Here is a 15,095-nt window from a genome sequence, read left to right as displayed (position 1 = left end):
CTTTGACTAGTGTAGGGGGTGTCACTAGGAGCGTTCATTATGCTGGAAAAATTTAATCAATATCGCCAAACCTGGACTTTACCTTTAAATCGTCATAAAGCAATAAATCAGACGCAATTTCGTTTTGAATGGGTTGATAATTTAAAAGAATTACAAGATGTACAACGGTTTCGTGCACAACAATTTAGCCAACAATTCGGAATCAAGTTTGAAGATAATTTAGACCAAGATATTTACGATTTTGGTTGTGAACATGCGGTCTTGCGTGAAAAATGGACTGGAGAAATTGTAGCGTATACTCGTTTAAAGCTATTTCAAGGCCACGAAATAGCACAAAGCTACAGTGCCCATGAGTTTGATATTGTTCCTCAGTTATCCCATCTTCCAAATGTGTTAGAAATAGGCCGTACTTGTGTACATCCTCGCTTTCGTAATGGTAAGGCATTGTCAATGTTATGGTTAAACCTTGCACCGAAAGTGCTCTGGTCAATGCGCGCTAAATATTTAATGGGCTGTGTCAGTATTCATTTGCAAGATAATTTAGCTAGAGCGTATTACACACATCGCCAGATTCAACAATTATCTGAAAGCAAAACAATTGATATTCGTTCTAAAAAAATCTATGAACCTGAATATCCAGAGTTTAGTTTTCCACAAGATGAACGTATGCCAAAACTATTTCAAATGTATTTGAGCATGCAGTCTAAACTATCGAAACAGGCATTTTTTGATGAAGAATTTAATTGTTTAGATTATTTTGTATTTCTTGAAGTGAATAAAGTCGCGACCTCATTTGTAATGAATAAAATGGTGCAGCGTTAATCATATTTCCTATTTTGTAATAGCCAGCACATATTGAGATTTGCAAGCCATTTTACTCTCATGCACAATAGAGCAGATGGGGTAATTAAAAGTAGTTTAAAAGCGATATGTGCCAGCTATTAGGAATGAATTGTGCAACACCAACGGATATTACTTTTTCTTTCCGTGGTTTTTCACAACGTGCAGGAATTACCTCAGATCATAGCGATGGATTTGGTATTGCATTTTTCGAAGATAAGGCGTGCCGTTTATTCGTTGATAACCAGTCGGCAGTCGAATCTCCAATTGCCGATCTTATTCGTAATTATCCTATTAAATCACGCAATGTGATTGCACACATTCGCAAAGCTACTCAAGGCAAAATTACTTTAGAAAATTCACATCCCTTTATTCGTGAGTTGTGGGGGCGACACTGGATTTTTGCTCATAATGGTGATTTACATGACTTTAATCCGCCATTAAGTGGACGTTTCACACCAGTAGGTAATACGGATAGTGAACGTGCATTTTGCTACTTGCTCGATCAACTCGTTGAAGTATTTGGTTATGAAGAGCCAAGTCTTGAACAAATCTTTGAAGTATTAGAAAAGATTTCTCCGCAAATTGCGGAATACGGCACATTTAATTATTGTCTATCTAATGGAAAAGCATTATTTAGTTATGCCATTACTAAATTACATTGGTTAGTTCGTGAATATCCATTTAATCATGCTCACTTAATTGATTTAGATGTTGAAGTAGACTTTAGTCAGGTAACAACACCTGAAGATCGTGTGGCAGTTATAACGACTGAACCTTTAACACATAATGAAAATTGGACAGCGTATCAACCTGGTGAAATGATTTTATTTCAACATGGTAAACCAATTAAAAAGACAATTACTTTTGTAGAAAGATTAAAGCGTGAACAGGAAAATCCTGAGCTTAAACGTATTACGCGTGCAGATCAGTATTAATATAAAATACATTTAAAATATATGAATAAGGAAGTTTATATATTTTAATCAGTTAATAATAAAATAGTTTGTTTAAAAAATACTTTATTATTTTAGTTGGTTAATTTTAATTAAAATATATAAAAACAATAACTTGTGTTAAATATAATTTTTATATGCTAAAGCCGACAAAATAGGTTTGTTTTTATTTATATTCTTTAAATATATCATGCAGTTTATGCAACAATCATTAAGCATCATTGGGGAGATGTATGAAAATGAAATGGGCTTCAGAATATAATACGGGTATTGATGTTATTGATGAGCAACATAAACGAATACTTGATTATATTAATGAAATTGATGATGTAAAAGATGAAGAGGATAGACGTCGTATTAAAGATGTTTTAGACAATATTATTGATTATACACAATCACATTTTACTTTCGAAGAAAGTTTGCAAGAGGAAGCTGATTATAAATATCGTGTACCTCATAAACGAGTACATGACTTATTTATTAAAAAAATAGAGTTATATCGTGAACGTTTTGAAATGGGTCATACGATTGAAGCGGAATTACAAGAAATTTTGGCTAAATGGTTAATTAACCATATTCAACATGATGATGCTGATTATGTGGGGGCAGTAAAAGAAAATATGATGGGAATTATTAGAGAAAAAGAAAAAAAGAAAGGGAAAAACTGGTTTGCTCGGTTTTTCTCATAACCTGAAATAAAAATAACTCATAATTTCAGTTAGCGCGGCAAACTATCGATTCGGTAGTTTGCTTTTTTTATTGAGCAAACTTTGATTTTCAAGCATGACACGGGCAAAATATCTATAGTCTTTTTCAAGGAATGCATAATGCAGGACATACCTATGTCACGATGGTTATCGCCCCTGATGGCGTTTTGCTTATCTTTCATCATTATGGCGACATTGGCACCCACGATGGGCATCCAGATTGATCGTCAACTCGATTTCTGGTTATTGTGGTTAGGCACAATGTTGCTATTGGCACTACCAGTTTGTTATTTGGAAATTGCTTTAGCAAAACGGTCGAAGACTACAGCCTTAAATGCGTTATCAAGTTTAACTCGTGAAGCAGATAGTTCTCCAAAATGGCGTTTGGTTGGCTGGCTTGCAGTTATTTTTATTCCATTTTTAGCGGGTAATGTATTAAGTACCGCTGGCAATTTACTAGCTACACAACTTAATAATAGCGTTTCTGGGCAGCTTGTTTTCGCAGGTCTTGCTGTTGTGGGTTTAATTTTATCTTTTATTCCACGTCAGATTTTAGTTTTGCTCATGACGATTGGGGTAATTGCTTCTCTTGTTTTAGCTAACACAATGGGAACGACTTTACAGCCTTGGCACTGGACAAATGTTGAGTTTAAAGAGTGGGGTAATGCGACTGTTCTTGCGCTTGTTGCGAGTGGGTTAGGTTTAGGGCTTTACTGGCAAAATAGTGTAGGTGCTGTGCAGACACAAGAAGGCGCAACCAAAACGGTTCTTCCAATCTGGTTAGCTCAACTCATCGCTGTGATTGCCTTTGGTTTCTTTTCTTTACAAGCGCAGCTCCCTGTTTTTACTTGGATCTTTACCGCAGTCATGACCACAGCGTTATTTGTACAATTGGCTAGAGAACAGCTTGCTCAGCGTCAGCTTATGCCTGTTTTACAGTGGGTGATTATTGTTATAGCGATTGCGGTTTGGGCTGTACCTGAGCTTCATAGTATCTTTACACTGATTTTGATGCTTTGGGGATTACTCATTTGCCTGATCTATGCCATTTTTGCTGGCTGGATTATGAAAATTAGCCATTTGCGTAAATCGATGAATTTTAGCAATGAGTTATTTTATAACTTATGGCGTATTGCGGTACGTATTGTATTACCGCTTTCAATTATCATTGCCATGGTTGCGGTAATTGGACAAATGATCTGATGGAAAAAGCTCAGCAAGTGTGGGTTGCTTTTGCAGCCCCAGAGCAACAGTTTTTAGTTGCTATTCCATTTGAAGCTGGTATGACTGCATTACAAGCAGTTGAGGCGAGTGGGTTGCAAGCGCAAGTGAGTTTGCCTGAGCCATTACAACTTGGCATCTTTGGTGCAAAAGTTGAGGCACATGCGATTTTGCAAGCGGGTGATCGAGTTGAGGTTTATCGACCTTTAACCATTAATCCTAAAGATATACGCCGTAAACGCGCCGAGAAAAACCCTGTGGGGCGATATATTAAAAGTAATCGCTTTAAGCAATAAGCCCCATAAACAAAACCCCTCAAAGTATTTCACTTGAGGGGTTTATTTTTATTAGAAAAAACGATTATAGTGGTGGTGCAGTTAAAATCGCTTCTTTAGAAGCAGGTAAACCTGGTTGCGATTCTGGAATAGTTTCTAAACCTTCAATTTTAGTTACTGTGCCAGTTCCATCAAAGTAAATTTTTAAATGCTGACCATGTGCTGCGGGGATTTTTGCTTTTTTCGCATAAGTTCCCGGGATATAGTTGTAAATGTAGTCCCAACGTAGAGGATTGAGGGGATCAGTCACAGTTGGACTACCAAGCAAAAAACGCACTTGCTGGAAATTCATGCCAACTTGTACTTGAGAGGCCTGAGCTTTGGTCAATGGAGTCCCTTGAGGAATATCAACCTTATATACACCAAAGATTGAACAACCGGCAAGGAGTGAAGTGACTAATAACGTCAGCACGAGTTTTTGCATTTTGCTACACTATCCCAATAAATTATGATGCATTTGATCAAAGGATAGATCATACTTCATCTAAATTCTATTGCCTATTCCAACTTGAGATTTGTTGAGAGACCTTTTTTCATGCCTATTTCCAATCAAGATTTGCGCAAAGCTGGACTTAAAGTTACCCTTCCACGAATTAAGATTTTGGAATTATTAGAAAATTCAAAACAACATCATCTTAGCGCTGAAGATATTTACAAGACTTTGTTAGAACAAGGGGAAGATGTCGGTCTTGCGACAGTTTACCGTGTGTTAACACAATTTGAAGCTGCAGGTATCATTCAGCGCCATCATTTCGAAAATAATCATTCTGTTTTCGAAATTATGCAAGAAGATCATCACGATCATTTGGTTTGCCATAATTGCAACAAAGTTATTGAATTTACTAATGATATTATCGAGAAGGAACAGCATGCTGTAGCAGAGCAACATGGGTTTACTTTAACGGGTCACTCATTAAACCTCTACGGTTACTGTAACGAACCTGAATGTCAGGAAGTACTGCGCAAGAAATAATCGTTTTCACACAAAGAAAACAAATAAAAAAGGAAGGTTACGTTTAACCTTCCTTTTTTTATGAAGAAATTACTGTTTGTCGAAGGTTAAATGCTGATTTGTGCCTGCAATTTGATCAGGACCTTCTTCGGCAAGCTTAATTGTTAAACGTAAATCGTTTGGTGAGTCAGCATGTTTTAATGCATCTTTATAGGTAATTTGGCCTGACTTATAAAGATCAAAGAGCGCTTGGTCAAAGGTTTGCATACCAAGTTCACGTGAGCGTTTCATTAAATCTTTAATTTCATGAATTTCGCCTTTACGAATATAGTCTGAAATTAATGGTGAGTTAATTAGAATCTCAATTGCGGCACGGCGCGAGTTACCATCAGGCGTTGGAATAAGTTGCTGTGCAATCATGGCCTTTAAGTTAAGAGATAAATCCATGTAGAGCTGGCTGTGGCGATCACTTTCAAAGAAGTGAATAATACGATCAAGTGCTTGGTTGGCGTTGTTGGCGTGCATTGTGGCTAAGACCAAGTGACCCGTTTCGGCGAAGCCAATCGCATAGTCCATCACTTCACGCGTACGAATCTCACCAATCAAGATGACATCGGGTGCTTGTCGCAAAGTATTCTTTAAGGCAATTTCAAATGAATCAGTATCGATTCCAACTTCACGTTGGGTAATGATGCAGCCAGCATGTTCATGAATAAACTCGATGGGGTCTTCAATGGTAATGATGTGACCTTTAGAGTTATGGTTACGATAGCTAATCATTGAAGCCAGCGAGGTTGATTTACCTGTACCTGTTGCACCTACAAAAATAATGATACCGCGTTTGGTCATCGATAAATCTTTAAGTACAGGCGGTAACTGCAAGTCATCAATTGAAGGAATTTTAGTTTCAATTCGACGGAGTACCATACCTGGCATGTCACGTTGCTGAAAAGCACTCACACGAAAGCGGGCAGTTTTATCACGGTTCATAATGGCAAAGTTACATTCACGAGTGTCTGCAAATTCTTTGCGCTGTTTTTCACTCATGATGGAATGTAATAGTTGACCAATAATTTCACCTGAAAGACTATTTTTTGAAATGGGAACAATTTGCCCGTTAATCTTCATCGATGGTGCAACGCCATCTGTAATAAAGAGGTCGGATGATTTTTTTTCAACCATCAGGTTGAGCAGGTCATTAAAATCCATATTTATTCTCTAGTTATTTTTATAGGAATGATTCAGGCTGTTTAGCAGCAGTACGAGCCGTTTGTGGGCTGATTACACCGCGAGCGACTAAACCTTTTAAGCTTTGGTCGAGGGTGGTCATACCATGATTCGCACCAGTCTGAATGGCTGAGTACATTTGCGCGACTTTATTTTCACGAATTAAGTTACGAATGGCAGGAATACCAATCATGATTTCATGGGCTGCTACACGACCGCCGCCATTTTTTTTAAGCAGGGTTTGTGAAATAACAGCTTGTAAAGATTCAGAGAGCATGGCACGAACCATGTCTTTTTCTTCGGCTGGGAATACATCAATCACACGGTCAATGGTTTTCGCAGCAGAAGTGGTATGAAGCGTACCAAACACCAAATGACCTGTTTCGGCAGCAGTAAGCGCTAAACGAATCGTTTCAAGGTCACGCATCTCACCGACCAAAATAATATCTGGGTCTTCACGCAGTGCTGAACGTAGCGCTTCATTAAAACCGTGTGTATCACGATGCACTTCACGTTGGTTGATGAGACATTTCTTAGACTGGTGTACAAACTCGATAGGGTCTTCAACTGTTAAAATGTGGTCATAACGGTTTTCGTTAATGTAGTCCATCATCGCTGCAAGTGTGGTGGATTTACCTGAACCTGTTGGGCCTGTGACCAGTACAATGCCGCGTGGATAATCACAAATATCTTTAAAGATTTGACCGAGGCCTAAATCTTCCATGGTAAGTACTTTGGAAGGAATGGTACGAAACACTGCCCCGGCACCACGGTTTTGATTAAATGCGTTAACACGGAAGCGTGCAACATTAGGCACTTCAAAAGAAAAGTCGGTTTCAAGTTTTTCTTCGTAGTCACGACGCTGTTTATCATTCATGATGTCATAGACCAGACGGTGAACATCTTTATGATCTAGAGCTGGTAAGTTAATGCGACGAACCTCACCATCAACGCGAATCATTGGTGGCATGCCAGCAGACAAGTGTAAATCGGACGCGCCATTTTTCACAGAGAAGGCGAGTAGCTCTGTAATATCCATAATTTCCCCAAGTAAATCAAAATATGTCATTATTTTGTAGAATAATATACGGCTTTCACCGAGGCTTACCAACACCTCGCTTTAGGTGAAAAGCAAAAAAGTTTTTTGAAAATGAGAACCTTGTCAATGAATTACCTGCAAGATGCGCGGCAGCACGTATTACAGCAAATCCAAACTGCTTGTGAGAATGCTCAACGTGCGCCTGAAACCGTGCAACTTTTAGCTGTATCGAAAACACATCCAAGTGAAAGTTTGCGTGAAATGTATGCAGCAGGGCAAAGAGCATTTGGCGAAAACTATTTGCAAGAAGCTTTAGATAAAATCGAAGCTCTACAGGATTTGCAAATTGAATGGCATTTTATTGGTCATGTTCAACGCAACAAGACTAAACATTTGGCCGAGAAATTTGATTGGGTACATGGTGTAGATCGTTTAATTATTGCTGAGCGGCTATCTAACCAACGTGGCGATGATCAATCTGCTCTGAATATTTGTTTGCAAGTGAATATTGATGGGCAAGACAGTAAAGATGGTTGTGGACCAGATGAAGTTGCCGAGCTGGTTGCCCAAATAAGTCAATTACCAAAGATCAAATTACGCGGTTTAATGGTCATTCCAGCTCCTGACAATACTGCCGCTTTTGCAGATGCCAAAGCCTTGTTTGATGCGGTGAAAGAAAAGCATGCCCACCCAGAAGATTGGGATACTTTAAGTATGGGGATGTCGAGTGATTTAGAAGCTGCAATTGCTGCGGGTTCAACGATGGTTCGTGTAGGAACAGCATTGTTTGGTGCTAGAGACTATTCGCAAAAAGGGTGATGTAAGCTTTATCTTACAGAAATTGCGGCCTTTTGCGGCTATGGCAGACAACGCTTTTTTCGTACTATGAAATCATCAGGAAACAGGATGTTTCTAAGAATAACAATAAACAGTGATGAATGGATGCATACAGGTACGACAGGAGTTATACCAACGCAGAATCTAAAAAAGCCCCGACAGGATGTCGGGGCTTTTTAGTTTTAACCTACCACTTCAATAGTACTTGCACCTGCACCGAGTGGTTTTACCTGAATTTGTACAGGAATACGCTCATGCATTTCTTGAATGTGTGAGATGAGAATGACCTGACGTCCCTGATTTTGCAGTTGATCTAAAGCATTCATGACCATATGCAAAGAAGAAGCATCCAAAGTACCAAAGCCTTCATCAATAAATAGCGATTCAATTTTCATTGAACCCGAAGCCATATTGGCAATCGCTAAAGACAAAGCAAGGGCAGTTAAGAATGACTCACCGCCAGACAAAGAGGCAACAGAGCGAGTTTCTCCATCCATATCGTGGTCAATAATGGCAAGGCTTAAGGACTGATCAAGACGTTTTAGCGTATAACGCTGAGACAGCATCGCCAGTTGCTGGTTGGCATGTTCTACTAAAATATCTAAATGATATTGCTGGGCGTAGTCGCGGAACTCTTTACCTTTAGCATCGCCAATCAAACCTGAAATTTTGCTCCAGCGATGTTCTTCTTGCTGAATATTCTGAATTTGCTCGGCATATTGTTGCTGCTTCGCAAGGTTTTGTTGATGTACTTCGAGCTTAAGTTTAAGCCGATCACGTACTTCAAGTTGTGCTTTAAGCTCTGCAATATTGTCTTGAATAAGGTTAACAAGCTTTTCATGTTCAATATCTGGCTGAGTTTGTAAGTGCTCACTCAATTGCTCTTGCATGGTTTTAAGTGCAGACGAGGCTTCACTTAATAAACGCTCGGCATGATTAAGTCGGTTACGAATGTCTTGCTCTTGGGTTGAATTGATCTGTATGAGCGCCGTAAGATCATGTGGCTCAAAATCAGTATGGGCTTTTAACCAGTTTTGAATTTGTTCATCAATCTGCTGCTGATGCCCCGCAGTGTGTTGATGTTGATGCTTAAGCTGATCGAGCGCCTGTTTTTGCTGCTCAAAGTGCTGTCTGGTTTGTTCAAAACGTTGTTTAGCCTCATGATACGCCGTCTGTTGTTGCTGACGTTTAGCGTCATGCTCAATTAGCCATTCGTGCGGTTTAATATCGGCACGGCCCGTCATTTGCTGAATGAGCGACACCGCTTTTTCATTATTTTGTTGGCCTTTGAGCGTAATTTCTTGGAGATTTTGGTCAATCTCATCAATTTGCTTCGCTATTTGTTCAAGGTTAGCAATCAACATTTTAAGGTCTTGTTGCTGCTGTTCAAAACGCTGTGCAAGCTGTTCTTGTTGCTCAAGTTGCTTGGCGCGTGCATCAAGAATAGCCCAAGTCTGCTTAGCCGTTTGGCTACTCGACTGCTGCCATGCATGCTGTTCTGTTTCAGACAAGCACTCAACAATATGTTGAACCTGTTGTTGCCATTGCTGTGCAGTATTAATCAAGCTTTCATTACGCTGAATAGACTGAACGAGTTGATTGTGTTGTTTGATCGCTTGGACTAAACGTAAGTTTTCTGAGTCAAATGAACTTATGGCAGTTTGTGTGGTTTGTCTGAGTTCGTTCAGCATTTGCAAGATCTGCTCAGGAGCTTGATTAAGCTCAATATGTAATTGATTGAGCTTAAACGTTTGCTCAAGCTCTTGCTGCAAGCTTGATTGTTTTGTTTGAAGTTGAGCTAGATATTTCTGAACTTGCTTAAGCTCGGCTCGGCACTGGGTAAGTGCATGTTGCTGGGTTTGCCATGCATTAAACTTAGTTTGCTCTAGTGCAACAGCTTGCTGCTCTTGTTGTTGCTGCAAATCAAATAAAGCTTTAGAGACTGTACTGTTGTCAACACGATAGGGATGATGTGTACTTCCGCACACTAAACACGCATCGCCGTCTTTAAGGTTGGCACGTAACTGCTCAATATTTTCGGTGTGTAGTAAACGTTGCTGTTGCAGGATGTGCTGTAACTTTTCACGCTCAGTTTTTGCTGTTTGGTAATCTTGCTCAGTCGACTGGCAAAGAGTTTTAAGCTCCTGTTCTTGCGCTGAGACTTGAGTTTGTTTTTTAGTGAATTGCTGAAGCTCACCATATAACTCATGATAAATTTTAACTTTCTGTTGAGTCAGATCTAGCTGAGTGATTTGAGCAAGCTTTTGTTCTTTGTCTTTACGTTGCTCTTCAAGCTTTAACTCAATTTGTTCAACTGTGCCGAGTGAAGCTGTCAGTTGTTCAAGTTCACTTTTAGCTTCCGCTACCTTTTGGCGGGCAAGGGTAGGATTACCAAGCTGTTGTTCAATTGCTTCATAGTTTTGAATAAACTGCCCGAGCTGATGTAGATGTGCTGAGAGGCCTTTGTCTAATACAGCGTATTGCTGAGTATGGGTAAGCTGCTGTTGTAGATGAACTTGGTCTTGTTGAAGCTGTGCAATATGCTGTTGCACAATGTTTTGCTGTTGTTGCAATGGACCGAGTTTTTGTTCAAATACATTTTTCTTTTCTTTGCACTTTTTATATTCATCGGCAATAAAGGCACGTTCTTGAATGGACTGCCGAACTTGATTTAAAGATTGTTGATGCTGCTGCTCAAAATCGAGGGTTTGTTTGAGCTCTTGTTCTGCAAGTTGATATTGTTTTTGTCCCGTTTCAAAAATTTGCACCAACTCATTAAACTTGCTTTGAGCTTGCTGAATTTGTGGCTCAAGTTGTTGTAGCGTTTGTAAATTTTGGGCTTGCTGAAAAACTTGTGGGCGTATTTCAGAGAAAACTTCGAGTCGTTTTAATTGCTCACGTTCACCAGCCAATTGTTGATGGTGATTTTGTTGGGTTTGAAACTGTTGCTGTTTAGTTTGGACTTCTTGTTCAAGTTTCGCTTTGCGTTCAAACCATTGTTGCTGTTTGTCTAAGACATTTTTATGTTGTTCTAACTTTTGATGATTTTGTTCAGCTTGCTGATATTGTGCAGTAAATGCCGCAATTTCTTCATCAGACAAAATTTCAATATGGCCTAAGAACTCTTCAAGTTGTTTACGCTGCTTTGCAATATCGGCAGTTTTACGAAAGGCCAATTCACCGATTTTGGCGAAAATGCTGGAGTTGGTTAGATATTCAAGTAACTCACCGCGTTCGCTGTCTCGTGCTTTTAAAAACGCGGTCACTTCTGACTGAGCAAGCAATACCGCACGAGTAAACTGTTCAAAAGAAAGCTGGGTAATTTGCTTAACTTTTTCATCAACTGCTTTGGCTTTGTCGGCAAGTACGACACCATCGGTCAGGCATTTTAAATGGCGCTGCACACTTTGTAATTTACCATTTGGGTTTTCACGTGCACGTTTAATTTCCCAGCGTGCCAAATAGCGTTTTTGGTCTTGTGCGACAAAGCAAAGCTCAGCAAAACCATGTCCTGTACCACGGCGTAAGACAGTGAGTGGTGAATTGGTCAATAACTCGGAGCCATCGACATCTTTTAATTTACCATCGCTGTCTTTAAGGCGAGGAACCCGATTAAACAAAGCCAGACACATGGCATCTAAAATGGTCGACTTACCTGCGCCTGTTTTCCCTACAATTGCAATGAGACCAGCATGAGCCAGAGGCGCGCTTTCAAAATCAATAAAGTGTTCATCAGAAAGAGATGCCAGATTTTTTATTCGAATGGATAAAATTTTCATGACATATCCTTAAGGGGTTGCATCATTTTCAAGATGTTTTTGTGCTTCTTGCACTAGGCTTAGAAAATCTTTTAAGACCGCATCATCGGCGTTGTAACCTTGTTTTTCCCAGATATTTTGAAAGAGTTTTTCTGGTGTTGGCGGTTCAAGCGTGATTTGCTGAGTAGTATTTGAGTCGGTCGAGTCTTTATTCACATATTGACGTGAAATACGTACTAAACGATAGCGGTCAGGTGGTAAGGCTGCTTCAAACTGCTGACGTAGATTAGGTTGTGGCGGCGTTAAGCTATAATATTCAATATCGACATATTCACGGTGGTCAATATTTTCAATCACGCCATGAGGCAAGGCTTTAAGTTGTTGTAGCACTTCATTTAATTCACCACGAATGCGGTGTAACTGTATGCAACGTGGAATCTCTACAGCTTCAAATTGCAAACGGCTGTCTGCCTCTTGAGTCGGGTCAATTTTGACCTCAACCACTTGGTGCTTATAGTTAATTTCACTAAAAGAAAGCGGAATGGGCGAGCCACTATAACGGATATGCGGTTGGCCTACTTTTTGTGGTTTATGTAAGTGCCCTAAAGCGACATAGTCGACAGCATCTTCAAATAAAGTCGTTGAAAGTGCCTCTTCGTTACCAATAATGATTGGGCGTTCAGAATCAGATGTTTCTCCACCTTGCATATGCGCATGCGACATCAAAATCAATGCTTGGTCTGGCGTTTTACGACGTTTGGCTTCGGCAATGAGTTGCTGGTGCAAATAGGCAATCGCATTTTTGCTATTGGTGGTATGTTCATTAAAGCCTGTAATTTCGGCTGAGCGTAAAAAAGGTAGGGCAAGACACCACGCCACAATATCCTGATTTTGATTATAAATAGGTAAAAGTAGTCGATCGAGATCTAGGGTTTTATCTTCATTCCAGCAAACTACGCCCACGGTTTTTGCATTATATTTTTCTAAAAGAGGTTCGACTTGTTCAATACGGTAGCCTGAGTCATGGTTACCCGCAATCATGAGCGTTTGCATGTGCGGTGCGATGCGATGTGCATCTGCTAAAAATTGATAGAGTTGTTTTTGTGCCTGAGAACCTGGGTTAATAACATCAAAAATATCGCCGGCAATGAGCAGGGCATGTGGTTGTTTTTCTTGGATCTGAGTGAGCAACCAGCTTAAAAATTGTTGGTGTTCATAGTGTCGTGAGTGATTATAAAAAAACTGCCCCAAATGCCAGTCAGAAGTATGTAGAAAATGTACGGACATAGAAACAGACATCAAGCCAAAATAAACACAGATACGTTAGCATAAATTGGCGAGAGATTTTATCAAGACATTTTAAAGTGCTCGATATTTAAGCCTGCAGTAGAACTTAAATTATTTTTTTCACTTTAAACACTGCTTTGTTACTATCGACTTAAACCATGAACTTTGAGAATAAAATGACTATTCATAAATACGAAGTAAAAATACAGTGGGAAGGTAATACAGGCACAGGCACTTCATCTTATCGTTCATATAAACGAGACTTTAGTATTCAGCATCCTCAAAAGACGACTATTCAAGGTTCATCAGACCCTGCCTATTTAGGCGATGTGACAAGATGGAACCCAGAAGATTTATTGGTCGCATCTGCTTCAGCTTGCCATAAGCTTTGGTATTTACACCTGTGTGCGGTTAACCATATTTACGTTGTGAGTTATGTCGATCATGCACTTGGTTTTATGGAAGATACAGATCCAGTTAAACGTGGTCACTTTACCCAAATTAATTTAAGACCAGAAATTGTTTTAGAAAAAGGTGCCGATCAAGAACTTGCAGCAAAATTGCATGAAGAAGCGCATCATGAATGCATGATTGCCAATTCGGTGAATTTCCCGATTACATGTGAAGCCAGCTTTAGTTTTGCTGAATAAACGATATGAAATAGCCACCGATAAAAATGCAGTGGCTATACATTAAAAAATGAATAGAGCCGTTAAATAAGATCTTTAAGCTGCATTTTCATCGATTTGGAAAATACCAAAAACGTTATGGTCTAAATCGACAAAATAACCATGCCACGCGCGGCCGGGAATGGCGAATTTATCCATCGCCACAATACCACCTTGCGCTAAAATTTTGGCAGTAACTTCATCGAAGTTTTCGACTTGAACCGAACAGGTAAAGGCATTGGTGCCATATTTCATTGGCGGCGTTTGGGCAGGGCGTTTTAATAGTCCCCCCATAATTGAGGGTGTCTCTATGCGATAATATTCAATCGGTAAGCTTTCATCGAGTTTAAATTGCCAACCGAACACAGCTTGATAAAACTGCGCATCGCGGGCAGGGTTTGAAGACTGTATTTCAAAATAGGCAATATTGTTCATATTATTTAAATCATTTTTATGGTGCAAAAAGTATACGCATAGCCTTTATAGCCACGAAAGAACTATTGTGTATGTTGAGCGTAAAATAAATGAAAGTGCTAAAAAATAAAAACCGACGATTCGAGTGATGAGAGAATCGTCGGTCAAAAGCTTCATCAAGGGTTTCGGCTGCTAACAAAACCTAATCCGAAGGAAGGAAAGAGTCGTAATGAAAGGTCACCGAAACAATTTTGCGGATGCCGTGCAAAGGAAGTATTCGGTTGCTGCGACCTTATTACCCTATATAACGTCAAGAGATCAGGATTGGTTGACAGAAAAATGAAAAAAAATCGAAAAAAATTTATAATTATTTTTTGAACCCATAAATTAGGCAAAAATATGACCAAATTACGTTCTTACTATCTCTGGTTTTTTGCTTTATGCATCGTGCTTACCTTAATTGTAGGTGTGGTTGCAGCAGTATTACCAGCGAGTGTAGGCGGTATTTTAACAGCCGTTCCATATTTAGGCGCAATGATTTTTGTCTTATTTAAATTTTTAAAGAAAGAACGCCGTGCTCCGACTGTACAAGAAAAAAAGAAATTTACTTTAGGTTTTAGTCTAATTTTTTGGGGCTATAACTTGTGTGGTGTTTTATTTGGCCTATTCTTATTTGCCAGAAAAGACCCTGAGATTTTGCAAAACTTTATGCTTTACCTCAAACAGCCTCAGTTTTTAAGCATTATGGTGATCATGCTTTTAATGTTAGCTATTCCGCTTTATTTAATTACCTACTGGTTTTACGGCAAACAGGCACAGCGCATGGCTGACAAAATGTTTAACGTGCAATAGAT

The 15,095-nt window shown here is 39.4% G+C and carries 15 protein-coding genes; 9 read left to right on the top strand and 6 right to left on the bottom strand.

The window, feature by feature from the left end; all coding sequences use genetic code 11:
* The first annotated feature begins 39 nt into the window (after positions 1-39).
* The 5 genes from KTI78_RS03645 to KTI78_RS03625 all read left to right on the top strand — a co-directional run bounded on the left by KTI78_RS03645 (position 40) and on the right by KTI78_RS03625 (position 4,020).
* Entirely contained in the window at positions 40-822 is a 783-nt protein-coding gene (locus KTI78_RS03645; protein ID WP_016144532.1) for a GNAT family N-acetyltransferase, read from the top strand.
* 107 nt (positions 823-929) lie between these two features.
* Positions 930-1,778: a class II glutamine amidotransferase gene (locus tag KTI78_RS03640; RefSeq protein WP_262445238.1), complete on the top strand. Its 849-nt coding sequence runs from the start codon at positions 930-932 to the stop codon at positions 1,776-1,778.
* Positions 1,779-2,029: 251 nt separating this feature from the next.
* Positions 2,030-2,485, top strand: coding sequence for a bacteriohemerythrin (locus tag KTI78_RS03635; protein ID WP_002121698.1), 456 nt, complete (start codon positions 2,030-2,032; stop codon positions 2,483-2,485).
* Between the two features lie 153 nt (positions 2,486-2,638).
* Positions 2,639-3,706, top strand: coding sequence for a hypothetical protein (locus KTI78_RS03630; protein WP_262445237.1), 1,068 nt, complete (start codon positions 2,639-2,641; stop codon positions 3,704-3,706).
* On the top strand, positions 3,706-4,020 hold the full coding sequence (locus KTI78_RS03625; protein ID WP_174755593.1) for an RnfH family protein: 315 nt from the start codon (positions 3,706-3,708) through the stop codon (positions 4,018-4,020). The genes KTI78_RS03630 and KTI78_RS03625 overlap by 1 nt, the downstream gene beginning before the upstream one ends.
* Before the next feature lie 64 nt (positions 4,021-4,084).
* Here the strand turns inward: KTI78_RS03625 and KTI78_RS03620 are convergent, their stop codons facing one another.
* Positions 4,085-4,483, bottom strand: a complete 399-nt coding sequence (locus KTI78_RS03620) for an outer membrane protein assembly factor BamE (RefSeq protein WP_002121740.1) — start codon at positions 4,481-4,483, stop codon at positions 4,085-4,087.
* 111 nt (positions 4,484-4,594) lie between these two features.
* Between KTI78_RS03620 and fur the strand changes: the two genes are divergently transcribed.
* Positions 4,595-5,032, top strand: coding sequence for a ferric iron uptake transcriptional regulator (fur, locus tag KTI78_RS03615; protein WP_016141990.1), 438 nt, complete (start codon positions 4,595-4,597; stop codon positions 5,030-5,032).
* A 69-nt stretch (positions 5,033-5,101) separates the two neighbouring features.
* Here the strand turns inward: fur and KTI78_RS03610 are convergent, their stop codons facing one another.
* Both KTI78_RS03610 and KTI78_RS03605 read right to left on the bottom strand, forming a co-directional pair.
* Positions 5,102-6,220, bottom strand: coding sequence for a PilT/PilU family type 4a pilus ATPase (locus tag KTI78_RS03610; RefSeq protein WP_016141989.1), 1,119 nt, complete (start codon positions 6,218-6,220; stop codon positions 5,102-5,104).
* Positions 6,221-6,239: 19 nt separating this feature from the next.
* Complete coding sequence (locus KTI78_RS03605) at positions 6,240-7,277, bottom strand: type IV pilus twitching motility protein PilT (protein ID WP_025470368.1); 1,038 nt, start codon at positions 7,275-7,277, stop codon at positions 6,240-6,242.
* A 126-nt stretch (positions 7,278-7,403) separates the two neighbouring features.
* Between KTI78_RS03605 and KTI78_RS03600 the strand changes: the two genes are divergently transcribed.
* Entirely contained in the window at positions 7,404-8,096 is a 693-nt protein-coding gene (locus KTI78_RS03600) for a YggS family pyridoxal phosphate-dependent enzyme (protein ID WP_262445233.1), read from the top strand.
* Between the two features lie 200 nt (positions 8,097-8,296).
* On the opposite strand, the gene KTI78_RS03595 is transcribed toward KTI78_RS03600, so the two are convergent.
* A complete protein-coding gene (locus KTI78_RS03595; RefSeq protein WP_262445232.1) occupies positions 8,297-11,893 on the bottom strand; it encodes an AAA family ATPase in 3,597 nt (1,198 codons plus the stop codon).
* Between the two features lie 9 nt (positions 11,894-11,902).
* Positions 11,903-13,171, bottom strand: coding sequence for an exonuclease SbcCD subunit D (locus KTI78_RS03590; protein WP_262445230.1), 1,269 nt, complete (start codon positions 13,169-13,171; stop codon positions 11,903-11,905).
* Positions 13,172-13,335: 164 nt separating this feature from the next.
* Between KTI78_RS03590 and KTI78_RS03585 the strand changes: the two genes are divergently transcribed.
* Positions 13,336-13,809 carry an OsmC family protein gene (locus tag KTI78_RS03585; protein WP_262445228.1) on the top strand — a complete coding sequence of 158 codons (474 nt, stop codon included), beginning with the start codon at positions 13,336-13,338 and terminating at the stop codon, positions 13,807-13,809.
* Between the two features lie 75 nt (positions 13,810-13,884).
* On the opposite strand, the gene KTI78_RS03580 is transcribed toward KTI78_RS03585, so the two are convergent.
* Positions 13,885-14,262, bottom strand: coding sequence for a VOC family protein (locus tag KTI78_RS03580; protein ID WP_262445226.1), 378 nt, complete (start codon positions 14,260-14,262; stop codon positions 13,885-13,887).
* Positions 14,263-14,640: 378 nt separating this feature from the next.
* Between KTI78_RS03580 and KTI78_RS03575 the strand changes: the two genes are divergently transcribed.
* Complete coding sequence (locus KTI78_RS03575) at positions 14,641-15,093, top strand: ABZJ_00895 family protein (RefSeq protein WP_174765932.1); 453 nt, start codon at positions 14,641-14,643, stop codon at positions 15,091-15,093.
* Positions 15,094-15,095: the final 2 nt, after the last annotated feature.

The sequence above is a fragment of the Acinetobacter sp. WU_MDCI_Abxe161 genome, from assembly GCF_025514355.1.
Taxonomy (GTDB): domain Bacteria; phylum Pseudomonadota; class Gammaproteobacteria; order Pseudomonadales; family Moraxellaceae; genus Acinetobacter; species Acinetobacter pittii_E.
Note: the sequence above shows the minus strand (reverse complement) of the source record. Positions and strands in the feature narration are given on the sequence as shown.